Below are 24,136 nucleotides of genomic sequence, written 5' to 3'. Positions count from 1 at the left end.
TTCAATAGCTGCTTGCGCTTGTCCATCAAGCGGTAGAGCCCTGAAAGGTCTTGAAAATGAAGTCCATCCTCATCATCGGCGCATCGCGCGGCATCGGGCTGGAGCTGGTGCGCCAGTACACCGACGCGGGCCGCCGCGTGATCGCCACCGTGCGCGACGACGCGGGGCGCGAGCGGGTGCAGGCCCTGGGCGCCGAGGTGCTGACCATCGACGTCGCCCACCCCGCCAGCGTGAGCGGCCTGGCCTGGCAGCTCGACGGCGAAAAGATCGAGACCGCCTGGTACGTGGCCGGCGTCATCCGCCGGCCCAACGCGCTCACGCCGCCCACGCAGCAAGACTTCGACGCCGTCATGCACACCAACGTGCTGGGCGCCATGCAGACCCTGCCGCAGGTCGCGCCCCTGGTGGCCGACGCACAGGGCGTGTTCGCGTTCCTGTCCTCTTCCATGTCGCAGATCGGCAGCGTGCCCGACAGCGGATCGTGGCTGTACCGCACCAGCAAGGCGGCGCTGAACATGGCCGTGGCCTCGGCGCAGCACGACTACCCCGGCGCCACCCTCATCACCATCGACCCCGGCTGGGTGCAGACCGACATGGGCGGCGAAGGCGCTGCGCTCACGGTGCAGGACAGCGTGCGCGGCCTGCGCGCCACCGTGGCGGGCGTCACCGCCGCCGACAAGGGCCGCCTGCTGCACCACGACGGCCGACGCGCCGCCCACTGGTAATTCTTTCGACCGAACACAACGACCTCCGGAGACAACCCCCGATGCTGCTGACCCAAGACCAGGAAATGATCCGCGACGCGGTGCGCGACTTTGCCCAGGAACAGATCTGGCCCCACGCCGCCCGCTGGGACAAGGAGCACCACTTCCCCCACGACGTGCACCAGGGCCTGGCCGCCCTGGGCGCCTACGGCATCTGCGTGCCCGAAGAGTTCGGCGGCGCCAACCTCGACTACCTCACGCTCGCCCTGGTGCTGGAAGAGATCGCGGCCGGCGACGGCGGCACCAGCACCGCCATCAGCGTGACCAACTGCCCCGTCAACGCCATCCTCATGCGCTACGGCAACGCCCAGCAAAAGCGCGACTGGCTCACGCCGCTGGCCCGCGGCGAGATGCTGGGCGCCTTCTGCCTGACCGAGCCGCATGTGGGCTCCGACGCATCGGCACTGCGCACCACGGCGGTGAAGCAGGGCGATGAATACGTCATCAACGGCGTCAAGCAATTCATCACCAGCGGCAAGAACGGCCAGGTGGCCATCGTCATCGCCGTCACCGACAAGGGCGCGGGCAAGAAGGGCATGAGCGCCTTCCTCGTGCCCACCAGCAGCCCCGGCTATGTCATCGCACGGCTCGAAGACAAGCTGGGACAGCATTCCAGCGACACCGCGCAGATCAACTTCGACAACTGCCGCATCCCGGCCGAGAACCTCATCGGCGCCGAAGGCGAGGGCTACAAGATCGCCCTGGGCGCGCTCGAAGGCGGCCGCATCGGCATCGCCGCCCAAAGCGTGGGCATGGCGCGCAGCGCGTTCGATGTGGCGCTGGCGTATTCGAAGGAGCGCGAGAGCTTCGGCACCGCCATCTTCAACCACCAGGCCGTGGGTTTCAGGCTGGCCGACTGCGCCACCCAGATCGAGGCCGCCCGCCAGCTCATCTGGCACGCCGCAGCGCTGCGGGATGCCGGCAAGCCCTGCCTGAAGGAGGCCGCCATGGCCAAGCTCTTCGCCAGCGAGATGGCCGAGCGCGTGTGCAGCGCCGCCATCCAGACGCTGGGCGGCTACGGCGTGGTCAACGACTTCCCGGTCGAACGCATCTACCGCGACGTGCGCGTGTGCCAGATCTACGAAGGCACGAGCGACGTGCAGAAGATCATCATCCAGCGCGCGCTGGCGTAGCGCGCTTCGGGGTATACCGCGCCGTGGCCGCAGCCCACGGCGACCTGCCGCGCCACGCCACGGCCTTCTGCACATTCACTGCGCACTGTCCCGCCGCCGCAGCACCACCGTGATCTGCCCGTTGGTCTCGATGGTGGCGCGCTCCACCTCGTGGACGTGCAGGCAGCCACCGGCGCGCAGGGCCGCCTCCAGGTCCTCGGCCGAGAGCAGCTCCTTGTGCATCAGCGTCTCGTTCACCTGGCCGTTGCGCACCAGCACCTGGGGCGTGCCGTCGATCAGGCGCTCCAGCCACCGCACGCGAAAAGTCATGTGCGCCAGCACCACATGGCAGGCAATGAGCGTGGTGGCGGACACCAGCCCGCCCACCAGCGAGTTGTCGCCCGCGTTCATCGAGTTCTGCACCGCGTTCGACAGGATGAGCAGCAGCACCAGGTCGAACGGCGCGAACTGTCCCGTCTGCCGCTTGCCGGTCAGCCGCAGGAAGATCAGCAAAAACACATATACCACCACCCCGCGCAGCACGAACTCCCACCAAGGCACGCTTGTTGTCCACATGGCCCCACTCCTTATTGCAGTTGCCGCCAGATCGTAAACAGGTTCGCCCCAGCGCGCGTAGGTGAAAATCGGCTTTGGCGACACGTGTCCGCCAGGGCGAGCGCGCCACGCCACCGTGGGGGCCGCCGCCCGGCGCACCGCCACCCATTCCATCCTGAAAGAAGCTTCACATGCTGCGTCGCCAGTTTCACCATGCCACCGCGGCCACCCTGGGCGGGCTCCTGCTGCTGGCCGCCCACCAGCGCGCGCTGGCGCTGTCGCTGGGCGACCTGACGAATGCCGATGCGTCCAGCGGCCTCAAGGCTGCGCTCGGGCAGGGCGCCCAGGCTGCCGTGGCACTGCTAGGACGGCCCGACGGCTTTCTGGGCAACCCGCAGGTGCGCATCGGCCTGCCGGGCTACCTGGCCGATGCCGCCAAGGTCATGAAGTCCCTGGGCCAGGGCAAACGCATCGACGAGCTCGTCACCTCCATCAACCGCGCCGCCGAGGCCGCCGTGCCCATGGGCAAGGACCTGCTGGTCGGTGCGGTGCAAAGCATGACGGTGACCGACGCCAAGAACATCCTCACCGGCGGCAGCACCTCGGTCACGATGTTCTTCGCCGACAAGACGCGCGCCCCGCTGGGCGAGCGCTTCTTGCCCGTGGTGAACCAGGCCACCGAAAAGGTCGGCCTCACGCAGAAGTACAACGCGTTCGCCGGCAAGGCCGCAGGCTTCGGCCTGCTCAAGCCCGAGGAGTCCAACCTCGCGCAGTACGTGACCGGCAAGACGCTCGACGGCCTGTACTTCATGATCGGCGAGGAAGAGCGCCGCATCCGCCAGGACCCGGCGAGCGCCGGCAGCGCGATCGCCAAGAAAGTCTTCGGAGCCTTGCGGTGACGCGCAGCCACCGCCCCGCGGCCATCCCATGCAGTTGAAGAACACCGACCCCTGCCCCTGCGGACGCACCCAGGCCCCACCCGGCAAGGGCGCCAGGGCGGCAGCCTTGGCGTATGCCCACTGCTGCGGACGCTACCTCGACCACTGGGACGACGCTCCCGCGCCCGACGCCGAGAGCCTCATGCGGTCGCGCTACACCGCTTTTGTCCTGGAACGTGGCGACTATCTGCAGGCCACATGGCATGCCAGCACCCGCCCGGCCGCGCTGGACTTCGAGCCCGGCACCAAGTGGCTGGGCCTGGAGGTGCGCGGCCACCGTGCGACCAGCGACGACCGCGCCGTCGTGGAATTCGTCGCCCGCTACCGCGTGGGCGGCCGCGCGGTGCGCCTGCACGAGACCAGCCGCTTCGTGCGGGAGCAGGGGCGGTGGTTCTATGTGGATGGGGATTTGTCCTGACACGCAGCAAGCGCCGACGGAATGCCCTGCATGCACAAGCAGACGCACTGGCACTGAGCAACATGGCGCAGCCCGGGGACACGGGCGCGGTCGACATCAAGGAGAGGGTGATTCATGGAGCGATGGACAACATTGGCGACCGCCGCCGCACTGCTGCTGGCAGCGGTGCCGCTCTGGATGTGGGTGGCTGTGGCGCGCGGCTTGGCCGCCCTGCGGATGCAGCAGACACAGTCGACGACTGTGGAGCGCGCGGAGGTTCCCGCCCCCTACCGCGCCATTCTGGACGGCGCTGAAGCGGAAGCTGCAGCACTGGGCTTTGCCTACGTTTACAGCCTGAAATCCTCCCCGATCGCGCACATTTCTGAAATGCCGTGGATCTACAGCGATGTGTATGTGTCTGCCGATGGGCGCTCGCAGTTGCAGGTGTCTCCCTCCAACTTGCCCGATGCAGCCCGGCCCTGCGTCTTCCAGTGGGTCACGGTGTGGGAGGACGGCCGCCCCCATGACGTGACGCTGCACTGCTACCGGCATTTCTTGCTCTGGTGGCCGCCTACGTGGCAGGTCCACGACGACTACGTTGCCTCCGTGCGCGAAGCCTGGCAAGGTCACCAGCGCCGCGTGGACGCGGGATGTGCCGCTGGCCGGCAGTCCGTGACGGATATCGGTAAGGTTCGCGACGCGGCGATCGCCTGGTCGCAAGAGATGCTGCCGCATGGCGTAGCCCAGGGCTACCTCACACCCCTGCCAGGGGCGCTCGCCGCCGAGCCCGGATCCGTTGGCGTGCCGCTGTGGCGTATCCGCTGGCCGGCGGCGCTGCGGCTCGCACCGGCGTTGCTGCGCGGTGTGCGCCGGTCCGGCCGGGTGCTTTCGGGCCATCCGGCGGCTGCCGCCTCCACGCCGCCGAACGCGGAAGTGGCGTTGCAGAACGACCTGCAAGCCTTTGAGCAGCACCAGTCGCACATGGCCGAGGTCGCAGCCCGCCCGCGGCGAAAATGGCTGGCGTTGGGTGTCACGGCTGCCTTGTTCATGGTGGTGGGGGGACTCCTGATGAGCTGGCGCAGCGCACTGCTGGTGCTGGTGGCCATTGCCCTGCATGAAGGCGGCCACTGGTGGGCCATGCGGCGTTTCGGCTATCGCAATCTCTCGGTGCTCTTCATCCCCGGTCTTGGCGGCGTCGCCATGGGGCACAAGCCCGAGGCCTCGACCTGGAACAAGCTGGGCGTGTACCTGGCAGGCCCGATGCCCGGGCTGTTCCTGGGGGTGGCGCTGTTGCTGGCGGTCGCCCGGGGCTGGCTCCCCGGTTCCGGATGGGTATCCGACTTCGCGATCATGTGCCTCGCGATCAACTACCTCAACCTGCTGCCCGTGCACCCTCTGGATGGAGGCAGGGTGGTCGAATCCCTGCTCTTCGTGCGCTGGCCGGTGCTGCGCTTTGCGTTCGTGCTGATCGGGGTATTTGCGTTGGCGGCGTTGGCTTGGTTCTTGGGCGATGCGGTGACGTTGGCGCTGGCAGGCCTGCTGGCGCTGGGGTTGGCACACCACTGGCGCCTGATGCGGGTGGATCAGTTGGTGGCCCGACCCGCCGACGGGCAGGCGCTGTCGGAGCGCGACGCTGCCGCCCGCATCTTCAAGGCCACGCAGCATCCCCGGTTTTCTCGCTGGTCGTTCACGCAGCGCCTGGCCGCCGTCCGGGCCCTGCTGCCAGAGTTTCAGGGCGCGCGCCTGGGTGTGGGGGGCACGTTGGCAGGGCTGGTCATTTATGCCGCTTGTCTGGCGCTTCCCGTGGTGGCCTTGGTGGCATCGGGTGCTGCGAGCGGATGGTGGCCAGTGAGGTCTGCACCGAAGTATCCGCCCGACGACGTACTGAAACCTTCGGCATCCCATCCAGCGCCGGACAAAGCTCTATCGATAACGTCCGAAGAGTGGGCCCGCAGGCTCGCCCGTGCGTCGGAGCAACCCGCGAATCAACGCCTGCAAACCTACCTGGGTGCCGCGGGCGACGCGCTCGATATGGAAGACACGCAGACAGCTCTGGAGCGGTATCAGCAGGCCTGGGCGCTGGCGGAGGACCTGCCGCCCGCCACCGAACCGGACCGGGCCCGCGCGCAACTGGGCCTGCTGCGCGCTACCAGCGGTCCGGAAGCCGCGAGGGCCTGGGGCCTGCGTCTGCTGGCGGATGTGCCCGCCGGTGCGGGCCCTGTGCTCGACGCCCTGCGGGCAGAAGCCGAGCGGGACCTGGCGTACAACGCGCCCACGGTGACGGCGCAAATCGAGCACATGCAGCGTGCGCTGATGCACTGGGAAGCGCTGGCGCAGGGGGCTTCGGATCACGCTGCGGACCCTGAAGGGGCCGCCCAGCAGGCGTCGTATGCACGGTCCAGCCTGTCGCGCTGGCACGATCAGCGTGGACAACCCGCAGACGTGGACGAGGCGCGCCTGCTGCTGCAACGCAATGTGGACGCTTGGGAATGGCCTGCGCCCTCCGACCGCAGCCCGGACGCCTTGCGCAACCGCATCCGCCGGACTTCAGCGATGCTGGACCTGGCTTGGTTCGCGCTGGAGCATGGGCAGGCCGAGACGTCGCGGCAAATCGCACAGCAGGTCCTGACGATGATTCCTGCACGCGTCACCATCAGTTGGGTGCATGTGCAGGACCGAGCCCTCGAAACCAGGGTGTGGGCCGATCTGTCAGGGCAGAGTACCGGCGAGCTTCTTGAAAGCTGGAAGGCATGGCAATCGTCCGCGCGCAATACCGTACAGCCGCGGCGTGATCTGGTGGCGCAGCTGGACAGGTGGGTGGTCACCCACCGCCTGGGGCTGGGCGGACAGGCCGACGAGGCCCGCGCACACGTCCTGCGGGACGCCGAGCGCGGCGGGTACTGGGTGGAACGCTGGTGTGGTCCCCTCGGTACAGGTACCGCTGAGGCTGCGCAGGATGTGCGTGAGCGAGCCCGCCGTGATGCCGCGCAGGCCACCGGGCTGTGCGCTAGCGCCAGCTCCGCTGCGGTCAAGAGCACGGTAGAGAATCGATGACCCAGCCCACGCAACCACGCCCAACGAACATCTGAACGAAAAGTGAGTGACCATTCAATGAACCGATTCGAAGCCATCCTGTTCGACTGCGACGGCGTGCTGGTTGACAGCGAGCCCATCACCAACGGCGTGCTGCGCGACATGCTGGCCGAGGCCGGGTGGGCGCTGACACCCGAGGAATGCATGCGCATCTTCATCGGCAAGACGGTGCGCAGCGAAGCCGCGCGCATCGAGGCGCACACCGGGCGGCCGCTCACCGATGCGTGGATGGCCGACTTCTATGCCCGGCGCAACACCGAGCTGGACCTGCGCCTCACCGCCATCGAGCACATCCACGGCACCATCGAACGGGTGCATGCGCACCATGGCGGGCGCATTGCCTGCGCCTCGGGGGCGGACCGGCACAAGGTGGAGATGCAGCTGGCCAAGGTGGGGCTCACGCCGTACTTCGAAGGCCGCATCTTCAGCGGCCACGAGATGCCGCGCACCAAGCCTGCGCCGGACGTGTACCTGGCCGCCGCAGCCGCCCTGCAGGCGCAGCCGTTGCGCTGCGCGGTGGTGGAGGACACGGTGACCGGCGTCACGGCCGGCGTGGCCGCGGGTGCCACGGTGTTCGCGTATGCCCCGCTGGGCGATGGCGAGGCCCTGCTCGCCGCGGGCGCGACGCGGGTGTTTGGCAGCATGGCCGAGTTGCCGGCGCTGCTGGGCTGCTGACGTTTTCGCTGCAGGAAGCGCGTGCCCATGACGATGCCCATCTCCCCGAAGCGCCGCCGCTTGCCGCGGTGGCTGCGGCACTGCGCCGCCCTCGCCGCCGTCGGCATTCTCATGGGCTGCTCGTCGGTGCGCCCCTGGATCAACGAGCCGCTGCCGCTCGAAGACCAGAACATCCCGGTGCGCAAGTCCGAGCGCGACCCGACCATCCTCGTGGCCGTCACGCTCTCGGGTGGCGGTGCGCGTGCAGCAGCCTTCGGCTTTGGTGTGCTGACGGAGATGCAGCAGACCCGCTTCCAGTGGAACGGCCGCGACACCACCCTGCTCGATGCCACCGACGTGGTGAGCGGCGTCTCGGGCGGCAGCATCGTGGCGGCGTACTTCGCGGCGCATGGCATCGACGGCCTGCCGCGCTTCGAGCACGACTTCCTGCGGCAGAACTTTCAGAACAGCCTCATCACCCAGGCCCTGCGCCCCGGCAACCTGGTGGACCTGACCTCGCCCTGGCTGGGCCGCACGCACCTGCTGGCGCGGCGGCTCGACGATCTGTATGGCGGGCTGACCTTCGGCGACGTGGAGCGGCGCCCGCGCCACCCGCAGTTGTTCATCACCGCCACCGACATGTCGCTGGGCACGGGCTTCGAGTTCACCTGGGAGCAGTTCTCGCTGATCTGCTCGGACCTGCGCAAGGTGCCGCTGTCGTTCGCGGTGGCGTCCTCGTCGGCCGTGCCATTGCTGCTCAGCCCCATGACGCTCAAGAACTACGCCGACCAGTGCCCGGCCCACCGCGCGGCGTCCACCGTGGGCGCGCGGGCTGCAGCCGGCGACTACCGGGCCCGGCTGTACCGCGCGCACGAGCTGAGCTATACCGACGCGCAGCGCAAGCCGTACATCCATCTGGTCGATGGCGGCCTGGCCGACAACCTGGGCGTGCAGCGCCTGCTGGACCGCGCCCTGGCCGGCGGCGGCCTGCGGCAGACCTTCAGCGAGGTGGGCATACCGCCTGGCACCATCCGCAAGCTGGTGCTCATCACCGTGAACGCCGAGCGCGATCCGTCGGTCAACATCGACATGAGTGACCAGGTGCCCAACATGGCGCAGGTGGTGGACTCGCTGCTCTTTGGCACCGGCGCCCGCGCCACGCGCGAGACGCAGGAGTTCTTGCGCGACATCACCCGCCAGTGGCGCCAGTCGCTGGCCGAAGGCTCCAAGGGCGAGAGCGATGCGTTCGCGCCCGATGCGGAGATCCACGTCATCCCGGTGAACCTGCGCGACGCGCCGGACGACGTGGCGCGCCGCCGCCTGCTGCAGGTGCCCACGGCGTTCTCCATCGCGCACGAAGAAGTCACGGACCTGATCGAGGCGGGCGGCAGCGTGCTGCGGCACTCGCCGGAGTTCCGCGCGCTGGTGCAGTCACTGCTGCGCAGCGCACCGCCGCCATCGTCCCCGCCGCCCCCGTCGCCGCAGTAACGTGCGCTGGCCCGTATCCGTGGACGCGGCGCCGCCCGCGTCACAGTGCGGGCGGGTCGTCGTATCAGCGGCGCATCAAGGCCGCGTGTCGGGCGCCGGGGTGGTGGGCACGTCCTGGTCCTCGGCCGCCTCGATCTGCGCGGCGTGGGCCCGCTGGTAGCCCGGGCGTTCCTGCAGCCGCTGCCAATAGGCCTGGGTGGCCTCGCCGAACTGCGGCTCCAGACCCAGATGGTCGGCCAGCAGCAGTGCATAGCCCACCGACACATCGGCCGCGGTGAAGCGGCCCGCGCACAAGTAGTCCTGGCGGGCGACCGCGGACTCCACCGCGCGCAGGCGCGCCAGGAACCAGCGGCTGTAGTCCTCCACCACCTGCGGCTGCTTGCGCTCGGCAGGCTCGAAGCGTCCATAGCGCAGCACCAGCGTCTGCGGAAAGGTGAGCGTGGCCTCGCCCAGGTGCAGCCAGTTCAGGTAGGCGCCGAAGGCCGGGTCGGGCGGGCGCACCTCCAGCCCTGCATCGGGGTGCGCGGCGGCCAGGTACTGGCAGATGGCGGCGGACTCGGTCATGCGCACCTGGCGCGTGCCCTCGCCCTGCACCAGCAGTGGCACGGTGCCCAGTGGGTTCTCTTCCAGAAACCAGCGCGCCTTGGCGCGCGGCGGGAACGGCATCATGTGCAGCGTGTACGGCAGGCGCAACTCTTCGAGCATCCACAAGGGGCGGAAAGACCGGGCGCTGACGCAGTGGTAGAGATGGATCATGGGCAGAGCGGGCCCGCCAGGGCGGCAGGCAGTGGTCAGGCAAACAAGTGGAATGCAGTGTAGTGGCGCACCGCGGGCGGGGCTGTCGGACAGGTGCCATGCAGGGTGCAGATCGTGCCGACCGCCGCATGCGCCCAACGGCTGTCAGGCATCGCGGGACTGGCGGCGAAACTCCGCGGGCGAGTGCCCCGTCCAGCTGCGGAACGCGCGGATGAAGCTCTTTTCGTTGACGAAGCCCGCCGCCTCGGCCACCTGCTTGATGGGGCGGTCGGTGCGGTGCAGCAGGTCCACCGCGCGGCTTTGGCGCACCTCGTCCTTCAGGCCCTGCAGCGTGGCGCCTTCTTCCTTGAGCTGGCGGTGCAGGGTGCGCGGCGACACGTGCAGCAGCGCGGCCAGCGACTCGGCACTGTGCTGTGCCAGCGCGGGCGCGGCGTGCCCAGCCACCGTGGCGCCCAGCAGTTGCCGCACGCGCTGCACCAGCAGGCGGTCGCGCCGGTACTGCAGCACCGTGAGCGGCAGCGCGTGCTGCAGCATCTGCCGCAACGCGGCCTCGTCGCGCCGCAGCGGCAGGCTCAAGTAGCGCGCATCGAAGTGGATCGCCGTCTGCGCCGCGCCAAAGGCCACCGGGCCGCGGAACAGCACCGCATAGGCATCGGCATGCGGCGGCGCGGCAAAGGCAAATTCCGCCGCGGTCAGCGGTATGCGCGAGTCCACCAGCCAGCAGGCCAGTCCGTGCGCATTGCGCAGCACCGACACCAGGCAGAACTCGCGCAGCGCCCCCAGGTCGCGCGCCTCGGTGATGCGCAGCGTGGCGGTGTCGCCCTCGGTGGTCAGGTGCAGCGCGATGTCGTCCGCCAGCAGGCCGTGGTGTCGGCACCAGCGCGCCAACGCCACGCCCAGGTGCGGCGAGCTGATCGATGCGCGTGCCAGCATGCCGTAGCTGCCCCAGGGCAGGCGGCGGCTGAACCAGCCCAGGGCCTCGTCGTCCAGCTCCTGCATGGCGGCGTCCGAGATGCGCTCCATCTGCCAGGCCGTGATGCGCGCCTGGTCGTCGTGCAGCAGCTGCGGCGCAATCTGTGCCTGCGCCAGGGCCTGGTCGGGGCGCAGGCCGCGCTGCTCGTACGCCAGTACGATGGCCCGCACGAACGCGATCGGCGTGACGGCTGGGGCGGCGGTGGGGGGCAAGGCCTGCCAGGCGGGCTCAGGGGTCGGTGCAAGGGATTTCACGCGGGCCAGTGTGCCCCAGGCGTGGCACGATTTGCAACCATTGTGGCAACCGGGGGCGGGTTGGCGCTTCTATGCTTACGGATCGCAGCCCGGTCCACGGGCGCCACCGCCTGCCGCCGCTTGTCGCCACATGGACCGCGCAGGCCCCGCAAGGAGACACAAGGATGACGAGCCCCGCCACCGCTGCAGCGCCAGCACCCCTCACCGGCAGCCACGCCCGTGGCGCCACCAGCGTCCCGCTGATCGAGCAGACCATCGGCGGCTTCTTTGCCGACATGGCGGCCCGCCAGCCCGGCCGCGAGGCGCTGGTCAGCGTGCACCAGGGCCGCCGGTACACCTATGCCCAGCTGCAGGCCGAGGCCCAGCGCCTGGCCAGCGCGCTGCTGGGCCAGGGCCTGGTGTCCGGCGACCGCGTGGGCATCTGGTCGCACAACAACGCCGAATGGGTGCTGATGCAGCTGGCCACCGCGCAGGTGGGCCTGGTGCTGGTCAACATCAACCCGGCTTACCGCACGTCCGAGGTCGAATACGCGCTCAACAAGGTGGGCTGCCGGCTGCTGGTGAGCATGGCGCGCTTCAAGACCAGCGACTACCTGGGCATGCTGCGCGAGCTGGCGCCCGAGTGGCAGCACCAGCAGCCCGGCCAGCTGGGCGCCGTGAAGCTGCCGCACCTGAACACCGTGGTGTGGATTGACGACGGGGCGGGGCAGGGCGCCGACGAGCCCGGGCTGCTGCGGTTTTCCGACCTGCTGGCGCGCGGCGATGCGCAGGATTCGCGCCTGGCGCAGATCGCGGCCACGCTCAAGGCCACAGACCCTATCAACATCCAGTTCACCAGCGGCACCACGGGCTTCCCGAAGGGTGCCACGCTCACGCACCGCAACATCCTGAACAACGGCTTCTTCATCGGCGAATGCATGAAGCTCACGCCCGAAGACCGCCTGTGCATCCCCGTGCCGCTGTACCACTGCTTCGGCATGGTGCTGGGCAACCTGGCCTGCTTCACGCACGGCTCCACCATCGTCTACCCGAGCGACGGGTTCGACCCGCTCACCGTGCTGCAGACGGTGCAGGATGAGCGCTGCACCGGCCTGCACGGCGTGCCCACCATGTTCATCGCCGAGCTGGACCACCCGCGCTTTGCCGAGTTCGACCTGTCCACCCTGCGCACCGGCATCATGGCCGGATCGCCATGCCCGACCGAGGTCATGAAGCGCGTGGTGGAGCAGATGCACCTGTCGGAGATCACCATCGCCTACGGCATGACCGAGACCAGCCCGGTGAGCTGCCAGAGCAGCACCGACACGCCTTTGCCCAAGCGCGTTTCCACCGTGGGCCAGGTGCAGCCGCACCTGGAAGTCAAGATCGTGGACCCCGACAGCGGCGCCGTGGTGCCCATCGGCCAGCGCGGCGAGTTCTGCACCCGGGGCTACTCGGTGATGCACGGCTACTGGGGCGACGACGCCAAGACACGCGAGGCCATCGACGCCGAAGGCTGGATGCACACCGGCGACCTGGCCACCATGGACGACGAAGGCTACGTGAACATCGTCGGCCGCATCAAGGACATGGTGATCCGCGGCGGCGAAAACATCTACCCGCGCGAGATCGAGGAGTTCCTGTACCGCCACCCGCAGGTGCAGGACGTGCAGGTGGTGGGCGTGCCCGATGCCAAGTACGGCGAGGAGCTGTGCGCCTGGATCATCGCCAAGCCGGGCACCAAGCCGACCGAAGACGACATTCGTGCCTTCTGCAAAGGCCAGATCGCGCACTACAAGGTGCCGCGCTACATCCGCTTCGTCACCAGCTTCCCGATGACGGTGACGGGCAAGATCCAGAAGTTCAAGATCCGCGATGAGATGAAGGATCAGCTCGGTCTGGTCGAAGCCAAGACCGCGTGAACCTATGACCCCCCTGAGCCGCTTCGCGCCTTCCCCCGAGGGGGACGCCGCCCCTGGCCCGGCAAAGCCGGTTCCACGGCGGCACGCGCATGGCCTGCTCCGCGGCCTTCAGTGCCACCGGCCAGCCGGTGGCACCACACCACCCATACGACATTCGACGGAGCCTGCATGATTCTCGACACCCAACTCAACGCCCGCTCGGCGGACTTCCTGGCCAACGCCGCGGCCATGCGCACGCTGGTCGACGACCTGCGCGCCCAGCTCGACAAGGTCGCCCAGGGCGGCGGCGAAGCGGCCCGCGCCAAGCACACCGCGCGCGGCAAGCTGCTGCCGCGCGAACGCGTGCAGATGCTGCTCGACCCGGGCACACCGTTCCTGGAGTTGGCGCCGCTGGCCGCGCTCAACATGTACAACAACGATGCGCCCAGCTCGGGGCTGATTGCCGGCATCGGCCGCGTGAGCGGTGTGGACTGCATGATCGTGTGCAACGACGCCACGGTGAAGGGCGGCACCTACTACCCGCTCACCGTCAAGAAGCACCTGCGCGCGCAGGAAGTGGCGCAGCAGAACCACCTCACCTGCATCTACCTGGTGGACTCGGGCGGTGCCAACCTGCCCAACCAGGACGAGGTCTTCCCGGACCGCGACCACTTCGGCCGCATCTTCTTCAACCAGGCCAACATGAGCGCCATGGGCATCTCGCAGATCGCCGTGGTCATGGGCAGCTGCACGGCGGGCGGCGCCTACGTGCCGGCGATGAGCGACGAGTCCATCATCGTCAAAAACCAGGGCACCATCTTTCTGGGCGGCCCGCCGCTGGTCAAAGCCGCCACGGGCGAGGTCGTCACCGCCGAGGACCTGGGCGGTGGCGACGTGCACACGCGCCTGTCGGGCGTGGCCGACCACCTGGCGCAAAACGACCTGCATGCGCTGCAACTGGCACGCAATGCGGTGCGCAATTTGAATAAAAACAAGGCTCCGGCGCCGGCTGATCAAGCGCCAATAGCTCCTAAATTTGTAGCAGAAGAGTTGTACGGCGTGATCCCGGTGGACACGCGCAAGCCCTTCGACGTGCGCGAGATCATTGCCCGCATCGTCGATGGCAGCGAGTTCGACGAGTTCAAGGCCCGCTACGGCACCACGCTGGTCACGGGCTTTGCGCGCATCGAAGGCATGGCCGTGGGCATCATCGCCAACAACGGCATCCTGTTTTCCGAGTCGGCCCTCAAGGGCGCGCACTTCATCGAGCTGTGCTGCCAGCGCAAGATCCCGCTCGTGTTCCTGCAGAACATCACCGGCTTCATGGTCGGCCGCAAGTACGAGAACGAGGGCATCGCGCGCAACGGCGCCAAGATGGTCACGGCCGTGGCCACGGCGAGCGTTCCCAAGTTCACCATCATCATCGGCGGCAGTTTTGGCGCAGGCAACTACGGCATGTGCGGCCGCGCGTACAGCCCCCGCTTTTTGTGGATGTGGCCCAACGCGCGCATCAGCGTCATGGGCGGCGAGCAGGCCGCAGGCGTGCTGGCCACCGTCAAGCGCGACGGCATCGAGGGCAAGGGCGGCCAGTGGAGCGCCGAGGAAGAAGAAGCCTTCAAGGCCCCCATCCGCCGCCAGTACGAAGACCAGGGCCACCCCTACTACGCCACCGCGCGCCTGTGGGACGACGGCGTGATCGACCCGGCCGATACCCGCCGCGTGCTGGCGCTGGGCCTGGCCGCCACGCGCAATGCGCCCATTGAAGACACCAGGTTCGGCCTGTTCCGCATGTGACCGTGCCGGGAGCCGCCATGGACGCCGTCGCCCACTTCACACAGCTTGCACGCTACAACGTGTGGGCCACGGCGCGCCTGCTCGACGCCGTGCAGGCACTGCCTGAAGAGGCCTACCGGCACGATGCGGGCCTGTTCTTTAAAAGCATCCACGGCACGCTCAACCACCTGCTGGTGGGCGAGCACCATCTGTGGTTCGTGCGGTTTGCCGAAGGCACATCGCCCAAGGTGGCGCTGGACGCCGAGCTGGAGAGCGACCGCGCGCGGCTCGATGCTCGCTTGCGCGCGGGCGCTGCCCGCTGGGCACCGTTGATCGCCTCGTTGCCGGCAGACCGGTGGAACGGCACGCTCGACTACACCACCATGCGCGGCACGCAGGCATCGTTGCCGTTTGCCGCCACGCTGGCGCATGTGTTCAATCACGGCTCGCACCACCGGGGCCAGATCACCGCCGCATTGACCGCCCTGGGCCAGCCCAGCCCCGAGCTGGACCTTGTCTACTTCCTGCAAAACCCGCCCACGCCATGAGCCAGAACCTGTCCATCACCTACATCGGCGCCGTGGCGCGCATCACGCTCACGCAGCCCGAGATCCGCAACGCCTTCAGCGACGAGGTCATCGCCGAGCTGACGGCGGCCTTCACCGAAGTGGGCGCGCGCGCCGACGTGCGCGCCGTGGTGCTGGCCGCAGAGGGCCCCGCGTTCTGCGCGGGCGCCAACCTCAATTGGATGCGCCGCATGGCCGACTACACCCGCGACGAGAACGTGGCCGACGCGGGCAAGCTGGCCGAGATGCTGCGCGTGATCTACGAATGTCCCAAACCCACCATCGCGCGTGTGCAGGGCGATGTGTACGCCGGTGGCATGGGCCTGGTGGCCGCGTGCGACATGGCGGTGGCGGTGGACACGGCGGGCTTTTGCCTGAGCGAGGTGAAGCTGGGGCTCATCCCCGCCACCATCAGCCCCTACGTGATCCGCGCCATGGGGCCCCGCGCAGCGCACCGCTACTTCCTCACGGCCGAGCGCTTCGGCGCGGCCGAGGCGTTGCGCACCGGCTTCGTGCACGAGGTGGTGTCTGCAGACCAGCTCGACGCCAAGGTCGACGAATTGCTCAAGGCCCTGACCAGCGCCAGCCCCCACGCCGTGCGCGCCTGCAAGAAGCTGGTGCTGGACGTGGCCGAGCGCGAGATCAATGCGGGGCTGATCGCCGCCACCGTGCAGGGCATTGCCGACATCCGCGCCAGCGACGAAGGCAAGGAAGGCGTGCAGTCGTTCCTGAACAAACGCAAACCGGCATGGTTTCTGGCCTGACGTCTGAGGACACACGACCATGGACCAGCTCTGGCTCAACATCGTGCAGTGGCTCCACACGCTGGGGCTCCACGTGGATGGCGGCACGGCGCGCGCGGTGGGCGATGCGGCGGCCACAGCCACCGCGCGGCTCGACATGCCCAGCCTGCTGGCGCTGGCCGCCGCGCTGGGCTGGGCCAGCGGATTCCGTCTGTACGCGGTGGTCTTCATCGTCGGCGGGATGGGGGCCCTGGGCTGGATGCCCTTGCCCCCCGGTCTGCACGTGCTGCAGAACCCGCTGGTGCTGCTGGTGGCGGGCGGCCTGATGCTGGTCGAGTTCTTTGCGGACAAGGTCCCGTGGATCGACAGCGCCTGGGACGCCGTGCACACCGTCATCCGCGTGCCCGGCGGGGCCCTGCTGGCCGCGGGCGTGTTCGGTGCCGATAACGCCACCATGGGCGTGGTGGCGGGCTTGCTGGGCGGGTCGCTGGCCGCCACGTCGATGGCCACCAAGATGACCACGCGTGCGGCGGCCAACACCTCGCCCGAGCCGTTCTCCAACTGGCTGCTGTCCTTCTTCGAAGACGGCCTGGTGGTGGCCGTGGTGTGGCTGGCCACGCAGCACCCGGTGGCCTTCGGCATCGCACTGGTGGTGATGGTGGCCGTGTCGGTGCTGCTGCTGGTGGTGCTGTTCAAGTTTCTGCGCGCCGTGGTGCGGCGCTTGTCTTCTTTCTTTTCTGGTTCTGCCAAGGTGGCCTAAATGTTCAAAAAAATCTTGATCGCCAATCGCGGAGAGATCGCCTGCCGTGTAGCGGCGACCGCTAAACGTCTGGGCGTGAAGACCGTCGCCGTGTACTCCGATGCCGACGCCAACGCCAAGCACGTGGCCGTGTGCGACGAGGCCGTGCACATCGGCGGCAGCGCGCCCAAGGACAGCTACCTGCGCTGGGAGCGCATCATCGAAGCCGCCCAGGCCACGGGTGCACAGGCCATCCACCCCGGCTACGGCTTCCTGTCCGAGAACGAAGACTTCGCCCACGCCTGCGCGGCAGCAGGCCTGGTCTTCATCGGCCCGCCACCCTCGGCCATCAAGGACATGGGGCTCAAGGCCGAATCCAAGCAGCTCATGGAAAAGGCCGGCGTGCCGCTGGTGCCCGGCTACCACGGCAGCGACCAGGACCCGGCGCTGCTGCAGCGCGAGGCCGACCGCATCGGCTACCCCGTGCTCATCAAGGCCAGCGCCGGCGGTGGCGGCAAGGGCATGCGCGCGGTGGACAAGAGCGAGGACTTCGCCGCCGCGCTCGCATCCTGCCAGCGCGAGGCGATCAACAGCTTTGGCGACGACGCGGTGCTGGTCGAAAAGTACGTGCAGCGCCCGCGCCACATCGAGATCCAGGTGTTCGGCGACACGCACGGCGACGTGGTGTATCTGTTCGAGCGCGACTGCTCCGTGCAGCGCCGCCACCAGAAGGTGCTGGAAGAAGCCCCCGCCCCCGGCATGACGCCCGCGCTGCGCCAGCAGATGGGCGAAGCCGCGGTGGCCGCCGCCAAGGCCGTGAACTACGTGGGCGCGGGCACGGTGGAGTTCATCGTGGAGCAGCCGGGTGGCTACGAGCGGCCCGACCAGATGAAGTTCTACTTCATGGAAATGAACACCCGCCTGCAGGTGGAACACCCGGTGACCGAGGCCATCACCGGCCTGGACCTGGTGGAGTGGCAACTGCGCGTGGCTTCGGGCGAGCCGCTGCCGGTGAAGCAGCAAGACCTGCGCATCACCGGCCATGCCATCGAAGCCCGCATCTGCGCCGAGAACCCCGACAACAACTTCCTGCCCGCCACCGGCGCGCTCAACGTGTATGCGTTGCCCGACTGCGTGACGTTCGAGAGGGGCGCGGTGCGCGTGGACTCCGGCGTGCGCCAGGGCGATGCGATCAGCCCGTTCTACGACTCCATGGTGGCCAAGCTCATCGTGCACGGCGACACGCGCGAGCAGGCCCTGGCGCGGCTGGACCAGGCCCTGGCGCAGACGCACATCGTGGGCCTGGCAACCAACGTGCAGTTCTTGCGCCGCGTGGCGCGCACCGGTGCCTTTGCCGGTGCGCAGCTCGACACCGCGCTGATCCCGCGCGAGCAAGCGGTGCTGTTCCACCAGGAGCCGGTGGGCCTTCCGCTGGCTGCTGCCGCCGCCGTGGCGCAGACGCTGCTGAACGAGCGCGCCAGCGAAGGCGCAGACCCCTTCAGCCGCCGCGACGGATTCCATTCGCACGCGCTCACGCGCCGCCGCTTCGAGTTCGAGTTCGGCGGCGAGCACGCCAAGGCCTGGCTCACCTACGAGCGTGACGGCACGCTGCACCTGGTGGTAGGCGAGGGCGACGCGGCCGTGGCCGGGCCGCTGGTGTTTGCGGAACAATCCGGCGGCATCGAACTGCAGTTCGCCGGCCAGCGCACCCGCGCTGCGGTGTACGCCCAGGGCGAGGTGGACCATGTGTTCACGCCCCGCGGCGCCACGCAGATCACCGCCATCGACCTGCTCGCGCATGCGGGCGAGTCGGCGGCCGAGGGCGGGCGGCTCACGGCCCCCATGCCCGGCAAGGTGGTGTCGTTTGCCGTGAAGGCGGGCGATGCCGTCACCAAGGGCCAGCCGCTGGCCGTGATGGAAGCCATGAAGATGGAGCACACCATTGCCGCGCCGGCCGATGGCGTGGTGCAGGAGCTGCTGTACGCGCCTGGCGACCAGGTGACGGAAGGCGCGGAGCTGCTCAAGCTGGCGGTGGCGGCGTAAGCCGCTGGCGCGTCACCTCTGGGTCTTCCCCCGATAAAAACCCGTTCATCCTGAAAACCCGTTCACGCTGAGCTTGTCGATGCGCCGCGCAAGGCTTCGACAAGCTCAGCCCGAACGGTATAGAAGGATGGAGTCCATGAGAGGTGCGGGGTACCACACGGCTCCACCGCAACCCGTGCGCGACATCCGAGTGGCGCCAATGCAGTTACCCTTGACCGCATGAACATCACCCTTTGCTGTACCGACACCAAGATCGAGCCCTGGCTGCAGGGGCTTGCCGCTGCCTTGCCCCATGCCCACATCAGCGTGTGGCAGCCGGGGGCACCGCAGGCCGACTACGCCGTGGTCTGGGCGCCGCCCCAGCAGTTCCTGGATGAGCAGCCTGCCTTGCGGGCGCTGTTCAACATCGGCGCAGGGGTGGACGCGCTGCTCAAGCTGCGCATGCCGCCGGGCTGCCAGATCGTGCGCATTGACGACGGGGGCATGGCCGTGCAGATGGCCGAATACGTGTGCCACGCCGTAGTGCGCCATTTTCGCGAGCTGGACGCGTACGAGGGCGACATGCGCGCCGGCCGCTGGGGCTTTCGCCGGCCGCGGGTGCGATCGGAGTTTTCGGTGGGCGTGATGGGCCTCGGTGTGCTCGGCGAGCGGGTGGCGCGGGCGCTGGCGCATTTCGACTTTCCGGTGAACGGCTGGAGCCGGTCTCCCAAGGTGGTGGACGGCGTGCGCGGCTTCAGCGGCGCAGAGGGCTTTCACGACTTTCTGGCCGCCAGCCGCGTGCTGGTCAACCTGCTGCCGCTCACGCCCGACACGCAGGACATCATCAACCGCGACACGCTGTCACGCCTGCAGCCCGGCGGCTATGTGGTCAACGTGGCGCGGGGCGCGCACCTGGTCGAAGAAGACCTGCTGGCACTGATCGACAGCGGGCACATCGCAGGCGCCACGCTGGACGTGTTCCGTACCGAGCCTTTGCCGGTGGGCCACCCGTTCTGGCTGCACCCGAAGATCACCGCCACACCCCACACCTCGGCCCGCACCCTGCGGGAAGAGAGCATTGCGCAAATCACGCGCAAGATGGCTGCCATGGAGCGCGGCGAGGCGGTGGCAGGCACCGTGGACCCCGGGCGGGGGTACTGACCCGGCGCGCCGCTGGCGGCACCAACCTCTGCCATCGCGGGCATGAGCTCCACATCCTTTCGCCGCTTTTTCGGTCTTGTCGGCGGGCTGGCTGCTGCTGCGCCTGCGGCCGCGCGCTGCCGCTGAGGGATCGCCCGGCGTCAGCCAGTCAGCCAGTCATTCAGTCAATCCATCGTCACACCCGCATCGCGCACCAGCTTGCCCAGGCGCAGCGCGTCGGACTTGATCAGCGCACCGAAGTCTGCCGCTGTGCCCGCCACCACCGGCGTGCCGATGGCCTCCCACTTGGCGCGGAACGCGGGCTCCTTGAAGATCGCATTCACCGTGGCGTTGAGTTTGTCCACGGTGGCCTGCGGCGTGCCCGCGCGCACGGCGATGCCGTGCCAGCCGGTGATCTGGTAGCCGGGCAGGCCCGCTTCGGCCATGGTGGGCACGTTGGGCAGCACCTTGGCGCGCTCGGCCGACGTGACCGCCAGCGGGATGAGCTTGCCCGACTGCAGGTGCGGCAGCGAGCTGCCCACGATGTCGAACATCACGTTCACCTGCCCGCCCAGCAGGTCGTTGAGCGCGGGGCCCGCGCCGCGGTACGGGATGTGACCCATCTTCACGTGGGCGGTGGTGTTGAACAGCTCGCCCGCCAGGTGCTGCGGCGTGCCGTTGCCGGCCGATGCAAAGCTCAGCACCGGCTTGCCCGCCTTGGCCAGAGCGATCAGCTCCGCCAGCGTCTTCACGCCCAGCGAGGGGTGCACTTCCAGCACCAGCGGAAAGGCCGACAGCTGCACAACGGGCACCAGGTCGGTCAGCGGGTTGAAGGGCATGCTGGCGTACAGCGACGGGTTCACCGCCATTGGGCCGCTGGCGGCCAGCAGCAGGGTGTGGCCGTCGGCGGGCGCCTGCTTGGCCACCTCGGCGCTGCCGGAGTTGCCGCCCGCGCCGCCCTTGTTGTCCACCACCACGGTCACGCCCAGCCGGCTTTGCAGCTCGGGCTGCAGCATGCGCGCCATCAGGTCGGTGGGGCCGCCGGGCGGGTAGGGCACCACGAAGCGGATGGTCTTGGTGGGGTAGGCGGCCGGGGCCGTCTGGGCCACGGCGTGGCCTGCCGTGCCCAGGGCCAGGGCCCAGGCGGCGGGCATCGCAAGCGCCAGGCGGATGGCCGTGCGTCGCGTGGCCCGGCGGGCCTGCGGTACGGGGGCTTGGGCGTGGGCGGTGGGGTGTTGTTGCATGGTGTCTCCTGCGGATGGATGAAGGCCCGTCTCGCGCGGGCTGATGGGTTTGATGGCGTGATGAAAATGGGCAGAGCCGGGCCGAGGCTCAGCCCGCGCCGAAGCGCTGGCGGATGTCCTGCGCCGTGGCCAGAGGCCGCCCCAGCGCGGCAGCGGCCTCGACCGCCTGACGCACCAGCGCCGCGTTGTCGGGTGCAGTGCTGCCGTCCTTGCGCAGCAGGTTGTTCTCGAACCCCACGCGGGCATGCCCGCCGAAGACCGCGGCGGCGGTGATGCAGGTGTTCTCGGCCGCGCCGAACGCGCACACGGCCCAGGGCTCCGGTCCTTCGTGTGCGGCCAGGAAGGGCATCAGGTCGCGCGGGCTCGAGGTCTGGCCCGCGCTGTAGCGGCCCAGCACGAACAGCAGGAACCACGGCGCATCGGGCACCACGCCGCGGGCGCGCAGCGCCTGCCAGCGGCGCAGGTCGGCCACGTCGTAGAGGATCACCTGCACCATGCAGCCGCGCTGCACCAGGCCCGTGAAGAAGCGCTGCAGGCCGGCCTCGCCGATCTCGGGCTGGTCGATCTCGCGCAGGCCGATGGACACGGCCTCGGGCTGCAGCGCCTCGACCATCGCGATCTGCGCCGGGGCGCGGTAGACGCCCGCGGCTTCGCTGGTGATCTGCACCACCATCGCATCGCCCACGGCGTGCTGCACCACGCGCCGGGCTTCGCGGTAGCCCTCCACGTCCAGGCTGTGGCGGCCCTGGGCGTCGCGGATGTGCATGTGGATCATGGCCGCGCCCGCCTCCAGGCAGGCCTTGGCGGTGGCGGCCAGCGTGGCCGGCGTGGTCGGCACGGCGGGGTGGTCGCTGGGCAGCTTGTAGGCACCGTTGGGCGCCACGGTGACGATCAGCGGGTCGGTCCATTGGCTGGTGGCGCTCATGGCGTGGCTCCCTGCGTGGTGGGTGTGCTGGCGGGCTCGATGGCAGGCAGCTCGCTGGCCAGCAGGGCCAGGCCCTGGCGCAGCAGCGTGTCGTAGCGGGTGCGCTCGGCGCGTTTGCGGTCCTCGGGCCAGTCGAAGAAGCCTTTGCCGGTCTTCATGCCCAGATCGCCGTGGGCCACGCGGTCGCGCAGCGCCTGGGCGGGCACGTCGGTGTTGGAGAGCGTGGGGTACATGGTGGCCGCGGCCGCGCAGTGCACCTCGATGCCCGCGTGGTCGCGCTGCAGCACCGGGCCTGCGGCCAGAAAGCGAAAGCCGAAGCCAAAGCGCACGGCGGCGTCCACGTCTTCGGGCGATGCGATGCCTTCGTCGATGAGTGCAAAAGCCTCGCGCGACAGCGCATGCTGCATGCGGTTGGCCAGAAAGCCCGGCTTGTCCTTCTTCACCAGCACCGGCACGCTGCCGCAGCGCCGCATGAAGCCGTGCAGCCACTGGCCCAGCGTGGGGTCGCTGCGCTCGCCCAGCACCACTTCCACCAGCGGCACCAGGTGCGCGGGCATGAAGAAGTGCAGGCCCAGCATGCGCTGCGCGGTGGGCAGGCCGTGCGAAATGGCGCTGATCGGAAAGCCCGAGCTGTTGCTGGCCAGCACCGCGCTGGCCGGCGCCAGGGCCACCAGCTCGCCAAACAGATGCTGCTTGGCGGCCAGTTGCTCGGTGATGCATTCGACCACCAGCACCACGCCGTCCCAGGCCACGTCCTGAAGGCTGGCGCACACCTCCACAGGGCCTGCGCCCGCGGCCAGGCCGGCGGCGTCGAGCTCGGCGGCAATGTGCGGCAAGAGCAGGTCGCGCCGCGCGGTGTGCGGGTCCACCACCGTGACCCGGGCGCCGCCACGGGCCAGGACCACGGCCACGTCCGCACCCATGGTGCCCCCGCCCACGACCACCGTGCGTGCATTGCGCGGCGAACAGATGTCCATGCTGTTGTCTCCTTGTGTTGTCTTGCGGTGCAGTCTAGGCAGGCCGCATTGCGCGGTCCAGACGTATTTTTCGATAGACTGATCGGCCATGAAGATCAATTGGACGGCCCGCGAGGTCGATGTGTTCCTGGCGCTGGCCGACACGCTGAGCTTTCGGCGCACCGCGCTGCAGATGCACCTGTCGCAGTCGGCGGTGTCGGGCACGCTCGCGCGGCTCGAAGAGATGCTGGGCGCGCGCCTGTTCGATCGCACCACGCGCACGGTGCAGCTCACGCAGGCGGGCGAGGTGTTTGCCGAGCAGGCCCGCTTTCTGCGCCACCAGATGGATGAGACGGTGCGCCGCGTGCAGGCCGTGGCGCAGGTGCAGGTGGGGCGGCTCGCGCTGGCGGCGCTGCCGTCGCTGGCGGCGGGGGTGGTGCCCCGCGCGTTCGCGCGGTTTGCGGCGGGGCACCCGGGCGTGCACCTGGAGCTGTTCGACAGCCTGGCGGGCCCGGCGTTCGACATGGTGCGCGCAGGGCGCGTGGACTTCGCGCTCACCGCCGCCAACCCCGCGTATGCCGACCTCGACTACACCCCGCTGTCGTCCGACCGCTTCGTGCTGCTGCTGGCCCGCGCCCACCCGCTGGCGCGCGGCCGCGGTGCGCTGGCCTGGGCCGATGTGGTCGACCTGCCGCACATCTCCATGCCCGCCGGCACCAGCGTGCGCCAGTACGCCGACGAGGCGCTGCTCACGCACCGCATCCGCTTTGCGCCGCGCTACGAGGTGGAGCATCTGGCCACCATCGCGGCCATGGTGGCCGCGCAGCTGGGCGTGAGCGCGCTGCCCGAGCTGGCCGCGCAGGTGGTGCGCCGGCCCGAGGTGGTGGCCCGGCCGCTCAAGCAGCCGTCGCTGCGCCGGCCCATCGGCCTGGTCACGCTGCGGGGGCGGCGCCTGTCGCTGGCGGCGGTGCAGATGGTGGCGCTGCTGCGCCAGGAGATGGACGAGGGGGCTGGTGCGTAGTGGCAGCGCCGGGGTGCCGCAATGGCACGAGCGGAGAGTGGTCTGGCAGGATATGAGGTGGTGCCGCGCCGCCGAAGCCCGGACAATGGAAGGCGTCCGCCCGGCCCCCACCCCGACCCTGCTGTCGGGCCTCGCGCACAGCG

Annotated in this window: 21 protein-coding genes; 15 read left to right on the top strand and 6 right to left on the bottom strand. The window is 69.2% G+C overall.

Annotated elements, in window-relative coordinates:
- Positions 1–56: 56 nt before the first annotated feature.
- A complete protein-coding gene (locus tag ACIGHN_RS25095; protein WP_056414420.1) occupies positions 57–725 on the top strand; it encodes an SDR family oxidoreductase in 669 nt (222 codons plus the stop codon).
- Between the two features lie 41 nt (positions 726–766).
- The gene (locus ACIGHN_RS25090; protein WP_396506830.1) at positions 767–1,897 is read left to right on the top strand and encodes an acyl-CoA dehydrogenase family protein; all 1,131 of its coding nucleotides are present in this window, start codon (positions 767–769) and stop codon (positions 1,895–1,897) included.
- A gap of 75 nt (positions 1,898–1,972) precedes the next feature.
- On the opposite strand, the gene ACIGHN_RS25085 is transcribed toward ACIGHN_RS25090, so the two are convergent.
- Entirely contained in the window at positions 1,973–2,452 is a 480-nt protein-coding gene (locus ACIGHN_RS25085; RefSeq protein ID WP_056414414.1) for a DUF421 domain-containing protein, read from the bottom strand.
- Between the two features lie 170 nt (positions 2,453–2,622).
- On the opposite strand from ACIGHN_RS25085, the gene ACIGHN_RS25080 reads away from it, so the two are divergent.
- The 5 genes from ACIGHN_RS25080 to ACIGHN_RS25060 all read left to right on the top strand — a co-directional run bounded on the left by ACIGHN_RS25080 (position 2,623) and on the right by ACIGHN_RS25060 (position 9,001).
- Complete coding sequence (locus ACIGHN_RS25080; protein WP_056414411.1) at positions 2,623–3,330, top strand: DUF4197 domain-containing protein; 708 nt, start codon at positions 2,623–2,625, stop codon at positions 3,328–3,330.
- Between the two features lie 28 nt (positions 3,331–3,358).
- Positions 3,359–3,787, top strand: a complete 429-nt coding sequence (locus tag ACIGHN_RS25075) for a YchJ family protein (RefSeq protein WP_396506829.1) — start codon at positions 3,359–3,361, stop codon at positions 3,785–3,787.
- Between the two features lie 114 nt (positions 3,788–3,901).
- Positions 3,902–6,820, top strand: a complete 2,919-nt coding sequence (locus ACIGHN_RS25070) for a site-2 protease family protein (protein ID WP_396506827.1) — start codon at positions 3,902–3,904, stop codon at positions 6,818–6,820.
- A 57-nt stretch (positions 6,821–6,877) separates the two neighbouring features.
- On the top strand, positions 6,878–7,534 hold the full coding sequence (locus ACIGHN_RS25065; protein WP_396506825.1) for an HAD family hydrolase: 657 nt from the start codon (positions 6,878–6,880) through the stop codon (positions 7,532–7,534).
- A gap of 27 nt (positions 7,535–7,561) precedes the next feature.
- The gene (locus ACIGHN_RS25060; protein WP_396506823.1) at positions 7,562–9,001 is read left to right on the top strand and encodes a patatin-like phospholipase family protein; all 1,440 of its coding nucleotides are present in this window, start codon (positions 7,562–7,564) and stop codon (positions 8,999–9,001) included.
- Positions 9,002–9,076: 75 nt separating this feature from the next.
- Here the strand turns inward: ACIGHN_RS25060 and ACIGHN_RS25055 are convergent, their stop codons facing one another.
- Both ACIGHN_RS25055 and ACIGHN_RS25050 read right to left on the bottom strand, forming a co-directional pair.
- Positions 9,077–9,757 carry a glutathione S-transferase family protein gene (locus tag ACIGHN_RS25055; RefSeq protein ID WP_056414402.1) on the bottom strand — a complete coding sequence of 227 codons (681 nt, stop codon included), beginning with the start codon at positions 9,755–9,757 and terminating at the stop codon, positions 9,077–9,079.
- A gap of 144 nt (positions 9,758–9,901) precedes the next feature.
- Positions 9,902–10,984, bottom strand: a complete 1,083-nt coding sequence (locus tag ACIGHN_RS25050; protein WP_396506821.1) for an AraC family transcriptional regulator — start codon at positions 10,982–10,984, stop codon at positions 9,902–9,904.
- 164 nt (positions 10,985–11,148) lie between these two features.
- Between ACIGHN_RS25050 and ACIGHN_RS25045 the strand changes: the two genes are divergently transcribed.
- The 7 genes from ACIGHN_RS25045 to ACIGHN_RS25015 all read left to right on the top strand — a co-directional run bounded on the left by ACIGHN_RS25045 (position 11,149) and on the right by ACIGHN_RS25015 (position 19,868).
- Positions 11,149–12,885, top strand: coding sequence for an AMP-binding protein (locus ACIGHN_RS25045; RefSeq protein ID WP_396506820.1), 1,737 nt, complete (start codon positions 11,149–11,151; stop codon positions 12,883–12,885).
- 168 nt (positions 12,886–13,053) lie between these two features.
- A complete protein-coding gene (locus ACIGHN_RS25040) occupies positions 13,054–14,658 on the top strand; it encodes a carboxyl transferase domain-containing protein (protein WP_396506818.1) in 1,605 nt (534 codons plus the stop codon).
- A gap of 17 nt (positions 14,659–14,675) precedes the next feature.
- Complete coding sequence (locus ACIGHN_RS25035) at positions 14,676–15,185, top strand: DinB family protein (protein WP_396506817.1); 510 nt, start codon at positions 14,676–14,678, stop codon at positions 15,183–15,185.
- Positions 15,182–15,967: an enoyl-CoA hydratase/isomerase family protein gene (locus ACIGHN_RS25030; protein ID WP_396506815.1), complete on the top strand. Its 786-nt coding sequence runs from the start codon at positions 15,182–15,184 to the stop codon at positions 15,965–15,967. The genes ACIGHN_RS25035 and ACIGHN_RS25030 overlap by 4 nt, the downstream gene beginning before the upstream one ends.
- 19 nt (positions 15,968–15,986) lie before the next feature.
- A complete protein-coding gene (locus ACIGHN_RS25025; protein ID WP_396506814.1) occupies positions 15,987–16,706 on the top strand; it encodes a DUF4126 domain-containing protein in 720 nt (239 codons plus the stop codon).
- Positions 16,707–18,728 carry an acetyl-CoA carboxylase biotin carboxylase subunit gene (locus ACIGHN_RS25020; RefSeq protein ID WP_396506812.1) on the top strand — a complete coding sequence of 674 codons (2,022 nt, stop codon included), beginning with the start codon at positions 16,707–16,709 and terminating at the stop codon, positions 18,726–18,728.
- 219 nt (positions 18,729–18,947) lie between these two features.
- The gene (locus ACIGHN_RS25015) at positions 18,948–19,868 is read left to right on the top strand and encodes a 2-hydroxyacid dehydrogenase (RefSeq protein WP_396506811.1); all 921 of its coding nucleotides are present in this window, start codon (positions 18,948–18,950) and stop codon (positions 19,866–19,868) included.
- 164 nt (positions 19,869–20,032) lie between these two features.
- Here the strand turns inward: ACIGHN_RS25015 and ACIGHN_RS25010 are convergent, their stop codons facing one another.
- The 3 genes from ACIGHN_RS25010 to ACIGHN_RS25000 form a co-directional block, all read right to left on the bottom strand.
- A complete protein-coding gene (locus ACIGHN_RS25010; protein WP_396506810.1) occupies positions 20,033–21,091 on the bottom strand; it encodes a Bug family tripartite tricarboxylate transporter substrate binding protein in 1,059 nt (352 codons plus the stop codon).
- Positions 21,092–21,179: 88 nt separating this feature from the next.
- Positions 21,180–22,016, bottom strand: coding sequence for a 3-keto-5-aminohexanoate cleavage protein (locus ACIGHN_RS25005; RefSeq protein WP_396506808.1), 837 nt, complete (start codon positions 22,014–22,016; stop codon positions 21,180–21,182).
- Entirely contained in the window at positions 22,013–22,993 is a 981-nt protein-coding gene (locus tag ACIGHN_RS25000; RefSeq protein WP_396506807.1) for a 3-hydroxyacyl-CoA dehydrogenase family protein, read from the bottom strand. Before ACIGHN_RS25000 ends, ACIGHN_RS25005 begins: the two co-directional genes overlap by 4 nt.
- A gap of 88 nt (positions 22,994–23,081) precedes the next feature.
- On the opposite strand from ACIGHN_RS25000, the gene ACIGHN_RS24995 reads away from it, so the two are divergent.
- Positions 23,082–23,993 (top strand): LysR family transcriptional regulator, encoded by a 912-nt coding sequence (locus tag ACIGHN_RS24995; protein ID WP_396506805.1) that lies wholly within the window; start codon positions 23,082–23,084, stop codon positions 23,991–23,993.
- The last annotated feature ends 143 nt before the right edge of the window (positions 23,994–24,136 follow it).

Source organism: Acidovorax sp. NPDC077693 (genome assembly GCF_044542805.1).
Taxonomy (GTDB): Bacteria; Pseudomonadota; Gammaproteobacteria; order Burkholderiales; family Burkholderiaceae_C; genus Acidovorax.
Note: the sequence above shows the minus strand (reverse complement) of the source record. Positions and strands in the feature narration are given on the sequence as shown.